General features: G+C 54.5%; 10 protein-coding genes and 1 tRNA gene. All 11 read left to right on the top strand.

Annotated elements, in window-relative coordinates:
* Positions 1-620, top strand: a 620-nt coding sequence (nusA, locus tag Q1K49_RS05560; RefSeq protein WP_300523727.1) for a transcription termination factor NusA, incomplete at its 5' end; no start/stop codon positions are given.
* Positions 599-913, top strand: a complete 315-nt coding sequence (locus tag Q1K49_RS05555; protein WP_300523724.1) for a YlxR family protein — start codon at positions 599-601, stop codon at positions 911-913. The genes nusA and Q1K49_RS05555, both read left to right, overlap by 22 nt.
* Positions 897-1,253 carry a hypothetical protein gene (locus tag Q1K49_RS05550; RefSeq protein WP_300523723.1) on the top strand — a complete coding sequence of 119 codons (357 nt, stop codon included), beginning with the start codon at positions 897-899 and terminating at the stop codon, positions 1,251-1,253. The genes Q1K49_RS05555 and Q1K49_RS05550 overlap by 17 nt, the downstream gene beginning before the upstream one ends.
* Positions 1,246-3,228, top strand: a complete 1,983-nt coding sequence (gene infB / locus Q1K49_RS05545) for a translation initiation factor IF-2 (RefSeq protein WP_300523720.1) — start codon at positions 1,246-1,248, stop codon at positions 3,226-3,228. Before Q1K49_RS05550 ends, infB begins: the two co-directional genes overlap by 8 nt.
* 9 nt (positions 3,229-3,237) lie before the next feature.
* Complete coding sequence (locus Q1K49_RS14875; protein ID WP_366146042.1) at positions 3,238-3,618, top strand: DUF503 domain-containing protein; 381 nt, start codon at positions 3,238-3,240, stop codon at positions 3,616-3,618.
* Positions 3,536-3,901 (top strand): 30S ribosome-binding factor RbfA, encoded by a 366-nt coding sequence (gene rbfA / locus Q1K49_RS05540; protein WP_300523717.1) that lies wholly within the window; start codon positions 3,536-3,538, stop codon positions 3,899-3,901. Before Q1K49_RS14875 ends, rbfA begins: the two co-directional genes overlap by 83 nt.
* Positions 3,894-4,895 (top strand): bifunctional oligoribonuclease/PAP phosphatase NrnA, encoded by a 1,002-nt coding sequence (locus Q1K49_RS05535; RefSeq protein WP_300523714.1) that lies wholly within the window; start codon positions 3,894-3,896, stop codon positions 4,893-4,895. Before rbfA ends, Q1K49_RS05535 begins: the two co-directional genes overlap by 8 nt.
* Before the next feature lie 28 nt (positions 4,896-4,923).
* Positions 4,924-5,802 (top strand): tRNA pseudouridine(55) synthase TruB, encoded by an 879-nt coding sequence (truB, locus tag Q1K49_RS05530; RefSeq protein ID WP_300523712.1) that lies wholly within the window; start codon positions 4,924-4,926, stop codon positions 5,800-5,802.
* A complete protein-coding gene (gene ribF, locus Q1K49_RS14870) occupies positions 5,802-6,764 on the top strand; it encodes a riboflavin biosynthesis protein RibF (RefSeq protein ID WP_366146041.1) in 963 nt (320 codons plus the stop codon). Before truB ends, ribF begins: the two co-directional genes overlap by 1 nt.
* A gap of 252 nt (positions 6,765-7,016) precedes the next feature.
* Positions 7,017-7,093: transfer RNA gene (locus tag Q1K49_RS05525), tRNA-Arg, on the top strand.
* 71 nt (positions 7,094-7,164) lie between these two features.
* Positions 7,165-7,743: a DUF1850 domain-containing protein gene (locus Q1K49_RS05520; protein WP_300523710.1), complete on the top strand. Its 579-nt coding sequence runs from the start codon at positions 7,165-7,167 to the stop codon at positions 7,741-7,743.
* Positions 7,744-7,772 lie beyond the last annotated feature (29 nt).

The following is a 7,772-nucleotide window of genomic DNA, read 5'->3' as shown; positions in this document are numbered from 1 at the left end:
AACGGATTGTAGGTGAAACCTACTCCCCGAATGAGCGTATGAAATTCTTTCTGCTGGATGTTCGTCGCACCACGAGGGGACCCCGTATTGTCGTGTCGAGAACCCATCCGGGCCTTCTTCGTCGTCTTTTGGAACTGGAGGTGCCGGAAATCCAGGAAGGCGTGGTTGAAATTCGGGGTATCGTCCGAGAGGCTGGAACTCGTTCGAAGATTGCGGTGGCAACGCTGGATCCGAATGTCGATCCCGTGGGGGCCTGTGTCGGGACCAAGGGGAGCCGAATCAAGTCCATCAGTTCCGAACTGCGTGGGGAACGTATGGACATCATCATCTGGCACAATGATCCGTTGCAGTTTATTCGGAACGCGCTCTCTCCGGCGAAGATTCTCAAAGTGGAACCTGTGCTGGAAACAGACCGCGCCGTGCGTGTCTACGTACGTCCTGACCAGTTGTCCCTGGCTATCGGCAAGGCCGGACAAAATGTTCGACTCGCGGCGCGACTCACGGGGTGGAAAATCGACATCAAGGTTCTCGAGCCGGAGAGGATGCCTACTCTCCAGGATCTCTTTGAAGATATAATCAAGGGAGGCTCTTCCGATATATGGGAAGAAAAGCAGGAGTGACAAGACAGCGCCCGAGGACGTGTTCCGGGTGCGGGGAGGAATCCCCCAAGCGGGACATGATCAGGGTCGTACGTCGTCCTGATGGTCGTATCGAAATTGATACGACGGGGCGTGCTCCCGGAAGGGGTGCGTATCTCTGTTTTCGGAAGGCATGCGTGCTCGCAGCGAAAAAGAGGGATGCCCTCTCCCGTGCTTTGAAGAGCAAGGTTCCCGTTGAGCTTTATGACGACGTCCTCACTTTGCTTGCCGGAGAAGCTGAAGGAGAGGAGGGGGGGAATGGCGGGAACGCTTGACATTTCACCCCAGAATTCTCTTCGGGTGGCGTCGTTTCTCTCTTTGGCCAGGAGGGCAGGAGTCCTGTTTTTGGGACAGGATGACATTCGGAGGGCTCTGCGGAGGGGCGACCGGATTCTCGTTCTTCTCACGAGCGACAGTTCCGCCAATGTCCAGAGAGCCTTGAAAGGATATGTCGCGCGCGGTATGTGTCGGCAGCTTTTCCTGGCGGCGACACGGGAGGAGATGCACGGAATGACGGGACTTGGTTTGACTCAGGTCTTCGGACTTCCAGAGACACATGGATTGGCGCGCAAAATTGAGGAATTTGCTGCAAAGGGGGGCGAAAGGAATGAGTAAAATAAGGGTGTATGAACTCGCCAAACTCTTGGGCAAAACAAACAAAGAGTTGATGGAGATTCTAAAAAGTCTTGACGTGGATGTGAAAACACATATGAGTTCTATTGATACGGATGTTGCGCAACTTGTCGAAGATGCCTTACGCAATGACACGGGTGCTTCCGTTGGAGTCAAGGAAGAGAAGATTTCGGCGTCTGAAGAGCGGTTGATTGTCGCTTACGAATCCACCGTGGCCGAAACGGCGTCTCTTCTTGGTGTTTCTCCGGCTGATGCCGTGAAAGCTCTTGTGACCGCGGGGCTGATGGTGCCTGCAAACGCAAAAGTCGACGACAAGGCACTTGGTGTGCTTGCTTCTGCCTTTGGAAAAGAGCTCTCTCGTCCCGTTTCCGGAAGCGAGTCCGAAAAACCCGCGGAGAGCGTGCCGCGACCGACGGGCAAATCCGCCCCGAAAGGGATTCATCTCGTTCCTCGCCCTCCCATCGTGACGGTCATGGGACATGTGGATCACGGCAAGACCACGCTGCTTGACTATATTCGCAAGACGAACGTTACGGAAAGCGAAGCCGGAGGCATTACGCAGCATATCGGCGCCTCTACGGTGATCCATCAGAATGAGCGCATTGTTTTTCTTGACACTCCCGGCCACGAAGCCTTCACAGCGATGAGAGCGAGGGGTGCTCAGGTTACGGACATCGCCGTTCTTGTCGTTGCAGCGGATGATGGCCTTATGCCGCAGACTATCGAGGCGATCAACCACGCAAAGGCAGCAGGGGTGCCCATCATCGTTGCGATCAACAAGATTGACAAACCCGATGCACGGCCCGACCGGGTACGGCAACAACTTTCCGATCAAGGGCTGGTTCCCGAGGAGTGGGGCGGCGACACCATCATGGTGGATGTTTCCGCCAAGAAGGGGCTCGGGGTGGAACAACTCCTCGAAATGATCACTCTCGTGGCCGAGCTGGGAGAACTGCGCGCAGATCCCACGGTTGATCCTGAGGGAATTGTCGTCGAGGCGAAGCTCGACAAAGGGAAAGGTCCCGTTGCGACGGTGATCGTCCAGGAAGGCACGCTCATGCGGGGCGATATCGTTTTGGCGGAGACCACCTGGGGGAGAGTACGAGCTATGCTTGACGACCGAGGCAACTTTGTCGATACGGCGGGCCCGAGCACTCCTGTGGAAATCCTGGGACTTGACGGCGTTCCCCAGCCGGGAGAGCGTTTTCGAAAGGTTGCACATGAGAGAGAAGCCCGGGACACCATTTCTCTGCAGGCGCAGATTCGTCGCGAAGAGGACGCGACCCGAACGAAACGCCTTACTCTGGAGGAAGTCTATCAACAGATGCAGCAGGGAGAAACGCCTCAACTGAACTTGTTGCTTAAGTGCGACGTACAGGGGTCTCTTGAGGCATTGCGAAACTCTTTGATGAAGCTTGCCACGGATGAAGTCGGCACGTTCATCGTGCACGAAGGTGTCGGACGAATTTCTGAATCCGACGTCATGTTGGCAGCGGCATCGAATGCGATCGTCATCGGCTTCAATGTTCGTCCGGACAGCAACGCGAGCAGGATTTCCGAGCGAGAAGGCGTACAGATCCGTCTTTATCGCGTCATCTACGATGTCATTGATGATGTGAAAGCTGCACTGGAGGGAATGCTTGCTCCCAAACTGAGAGAACATATTCTCGGTCAGGCGGAGATCCGCGCTGTTTTCAAGGTCCCCAAATCCGGAAAAGTCGCAGGATGTTACGTGACAGAAGGTCAAATGAAACGTAACGCCAAGGTCAGACTCATTCGCGAGGGTGTTGTCTTTTGGGAGGGTACTCTCTCGGTACTCAGGCGTTTCAAGGACGATGTCCGCGAAGTTGCGGCGGGATACGAGTGCGGGATGAGCTTCAACAATTTTCAGGATTTTCGTGAGCAGGATGTGGTGGAGGCCTACGAAATCATCGAGGAAAAGAGAAACCTCGAATAGGGTGCGTTCATGGAACCTTTTGTCGGACTCCTTGTCATTGAGCTTCGCATTATGGAAGCAGCAAGTCTCAAGGATAGGCGGCGAATCGTCCGTTCGCTTCTGGATCATCTGCAAAGGAAGGACAACGCGTCGGTTCTGGATCTCGGACCTGATGGTTCGTGGAGTACGGCTGTTATCTCCGCCGCTGTTTTGGCGGGGTCTTTCGCGCTCGCAAACGCCAGAGTCGATGTACTGGAAAAACACATCGCTCATCTCGAGAACCAGGGCGAATTCGAAGTCCAGAGAAGAAATCGAGAGGTTATGAGCTATGGCGACATTTCGTATCGAACGTATCAACAAGGAGATGCTCCGAGAAATCTCGGAGATTCTTCAGCGGAGAATCAAGGATGAGTCTGTCAAGAAAGCGATTCTGACTGGTGTGGAGTGTTCCCGCGATCTTTCTTACGCAAAGATTTATTTCATGCTTCTCGATTCTTCCGAAAAAGAGGAAGTGAGTCAAGCATTGACAAATGTGGCTGGAAAGATTCGTGGAATGTTGGGGAAAATGATGCGGTTGCGTCATATTCCAGAGCTGCATTTTTTCTATGACCACAGTGAAGAGCGGGCGCGGCAGATCGATGCGCTTCTCGACCGTATTGCGGGAAAGAACGGAGGAGGGGAATCGCGTGCGTGATTTCACTGCGGTTATCTCTCTTCTTCAAAGGGCGGATACATGGATACTCGTTTCACATGAAAAGCCCGATGGAGATACTTTGGGTAGTGCCGCCGCTCTTGCAGTAGTCGCAGAGGCGTTGGGGAAACGTTGGCGATGGGTGGGCAAGGACCCCATCCCTTCTTCCCTCGCCTTTTTGCCCTTTTCGGACGCCTATGAGACGATGACGTCGCTTCCGGAGGAAGCCTTGGAGGGGGATGGGGCGCTTTGCCTTGTCGTGGTGGACACGAGCACACCTGAGAGAGCGTTGGTGCCCCTCGCGACGTACGAGGGAAAGGCTCCTTTGATCGTGTTGGACCACCACGGGGACAATTCCGGTTATGGTGCCCTCTCTATCGTTGACTCCTCTGCGGCGGCGGTGGGGGAGATGATTCTGGATCTTCTCGAACAGGCCGTCGAGTGGCCCTTCCCGTTGGATGCGGCTGAAGCGCTCTACACGGCCATCGCGACGGATACGGGGAACTTTTCCTACGCGAACACCACCGAGCGCACCTTTTTGGCGGCGGCGAAACTCGTTGCCCGTGGTGTTCTTCCGTCGAAGATCAGCGAACGTGTGCATTCGAGTAATACGGAGGAAGGGTTGCGGCTTTGGGGTCTCGCCCTGTCCCGACTTGTGTCTTTTGCGAACGGACAGGTGGCGTGCACATTTCTTCGAGACGAGGATTTCATCGCGAGCGGCTGCGAAAGGTCAAATCTGGAAGGACTCGTGAATGAGCTTTTTCGTATCCGCAATGTGACCTTCGCCGTCCTCCTTTCGGAGCAGGACGGTCAGACGCATGCCAGTCTCCGCTCGAGAGGCGCTGTTTCCGCTCAGCCTATTGCTCGTTCCTGGGGCGGAGGAGGACATCCTCAGGCGGCTGCGTTCAGGGTCCCCGTTCCTTTGGAAGAGGTCCTTGAAAAACTTGGTACGCAGCTGGAGGCTTTGTATGAAACAGGGAATTCTCGTTTTGAATAAACCCGTCGGTATGAGGAGTACCGACTGTGTGGGGAAGCTTCGAAAGCGTCTCGGGAAGGACCAGAAATTGGGTCATGCGGGTACGCTTGATTCCGGCGCTGAGGGGCTTCTTGTTCTTCTTCTCGGTAGCGCGACTCGATTGAGTCGTTACGCGATGGAGCTTCCCAAAACCTATGTTGCGACGGTTCGTTTTGGTGTGGTCACTGATACGGATGACGCCACGGGGAAGGTGATCACCACCTCCGAGGTTCCGCCGAAAGATATTCTTCTCGAAAAGGTAAGGCACTGCCTTCCCGGTTTTCTTGGTCACCGTCTTCAGCGTCCTCCCTCTATTTCCGCAGTTCACGTGGGTGGAAGACGGGCACATGAAATGGCCCGTGGGGGCATTGCTCCGGACATCGCCGAAAAATACGTCTATTTTCATAGACTCGGCGTGGAGGCAGCGGAAGACTCGGGGGAAGACATCCTTCGTTTTCGTATAGAATGTGGTAAGGGTACCTACATCCGTAGCTTTGCCAGGGACCTCGGTGCGTTTCTCGGCTGTGGCGCTCATGTTGCTTCGTTGCAGCGAAGCCGTGTCGGTAGCCTTTCTTCGGATGATGCCGCGCCGGGGGATGTGCTTTATGCGTCTTCCTGTGTCGAGGTGGAACCGTGGATTCGGCCCATATCCGACCTCTTACGGCACTTTGTCACGTTCCAGGTCGTGTCCGGCTTGGAAGAGCGTCTTGCCAACGGAGGTGCCTTCTCTCTGAGGGATTTGTCGAGAACCTGTTGGGGCAACATGACCCGGCATGCTCCGGTGGTGGTTGAATCCTCCAGGCATGTGGCATTGGGGAGAATTGTCTATGAGGGGATTCCACGTTTTGAACCCGAGACAGTCATCGTGAAAGCTTCGGAGGTTATGTGATGATTGCTGCACTCGGCGCATTCGACGGATTTCATAGAGGGCACCAGATTCTTTTGAAAGAAGCTCGCAGGTTAAGTGATTTTTCAGGGGCGAGATGGGGTGTCGTAACGTTGACTCCCCACCCGCAGCTCCTTTTCTCTCCGAAATCCCCAGCGCTTCTCTTTACGGAGCAGGAGCGTCACCGTCTCGCCCGTTTTCTTTCCGTGCCGCAGTATGTTCGTATTCCGTTTACGAGAGAGACGGCGGACCTGTCTCCTTCGGGATTTCTCGATGCGCTGCATGCTCTCTGCGGGATTAAGGGCGTCGTTGTAGGGAGCGATTTTCGTTTTGGCAAAGGGCGTTCAGGGAATGTGTCCTTTCTTGAACGAGAGAGCCGACGTCGCGGGTGGTTCTTTACCGCTCTGGAACAGATGCGGATGGGGGGAACGCCTGTCAGTAGCACTCGTGTCCGTCGTGTTCTTTTGGAGGGAAACCTGATGGAAACGGCGGAGTTGCTCGGATACCCCTTTTTCGTCTCCGGCCCTGTTGTCCGTGGCGATGGACGGGGAAGAACGCTGGGGTTTCCTACGGCAAACGTCGCCGTTCCTGCGATGAAGCTTCTTCCACCCGATGGAGTCTATGCTTGTGTCGTTTTCCTTAACGGGAAACGACATGCCGCAGCGGTAAATATCGGAAGAAACCCGACGTTTCCCGGCGCGAGAGCGCGACGTTTCGAAGTTCATATCCTTGAGTGCGATGCTGATCTTTACGATCGGGTCCTTTCCGTTTTTCTCCTGCAACGCTTGCGGCCGGAGCTCCACTTCTCCGGTCCTGCGGAGCTTGTCGCCAGAGTGAAGGAAGATGTCGCTGCGGCAAAATGTGTTACGGCACTCCTTTCACCGGAGGAGGATTCGGTATTGGAACGCTTGTCGAGGGACGAAAACCTGCTCGTTCAGGAAAGGAGTACGGTTTCCGTCGAATGACTCCCCTTCCTGTTTTACCTCGATACGATGGGGAAGCGATATGTTGCCTTGCCGACTGGAATTAGAAGATGACCGTATCCAAACATTGCTAGACGGAAGCGCGAGTTTCCCTGAAAATTTGTTTCCGAACCCAGGTTTTCCTGCGTGATCGTAAGAGCAAAACTCCGGACGAAATGCGTATCCAACGTAGCAAACGTTGACGCTGAAAGGGTTTCTGGGGTATATTCTTTTTCGGCTCTTTGGGAGCGTTTTGGGCCCGTAGCTCAGTAGGATAGAGCGACGGCCTCCTAAGCCGTAGGTCGCCAGTTCGAATCTGGCCGGGCCCGCCAAAACGTGAACATCGCTGACGGAGCAGATCGGTGGCCGCCGCATAGGGGAGTGCCATGGAGCCGCTCTTTTCTTGTCGTTCGCAAAAAGGGCGGAGGGGTGTGGGGGCATTGTCGAATTGAAAAAATCCTCCTTCTCTTTCATGTTAAGGTCAATAGAATTTTCGATCGCCGTTGTTCTCGTGTTTCTCGCATGCATCGTTCTTTTTTCCGCTCCTGTTCCGTTTCTTGTCGTCACAAACGCCGACACCACTCTTCTTACCTATCCGATTCTTCCGGGACAGTTTATTGTGACTCGTTATATTCACTCTGTGGAATTGACTCCCGTGGAGGATGTGTTTGTTGCGAGGGGAGGCGTCCTGTGGCAGTGGGAAGAAAGGGTCAAATCCCACAATGCGGGTTTGCCTGTTGCGCCTTCTCGAAACGGACGTTTTCTCGCAAGAAATGGGTGGTTTGTTTTTCAGGGCGGACGAGCACATTTTCCCATGATCCATTATCGTGTGGGAACTGCGGAACTCGGTGCCAACGAGCTTCTTCTTCCGCCTTCGATCATGTTGAAGTTGTACGAAAGAGTCCCACAGGAGAGGCTTCGTCTTTTCGTTGAGATGTCTCCGCTCGTAGGAAAGAACGGTGGGAGTTTTGTTGTGAAATGACGGTCCGGTAGGAAAAGCGTGTCGCCCGC

The sequence above is a fragment of the Aminiphilus sp. genome, from assembly GCF_029975095.1.
GTDB lineage: Bacteria > Synergistota > Synergistia > Synergistales > Aminiphilaceae > Aminiphilus.
Note: the sequence above shows the minus strand (reverse complement) of the source record. Positions and strands in the feature narration are given on the sequence as shown.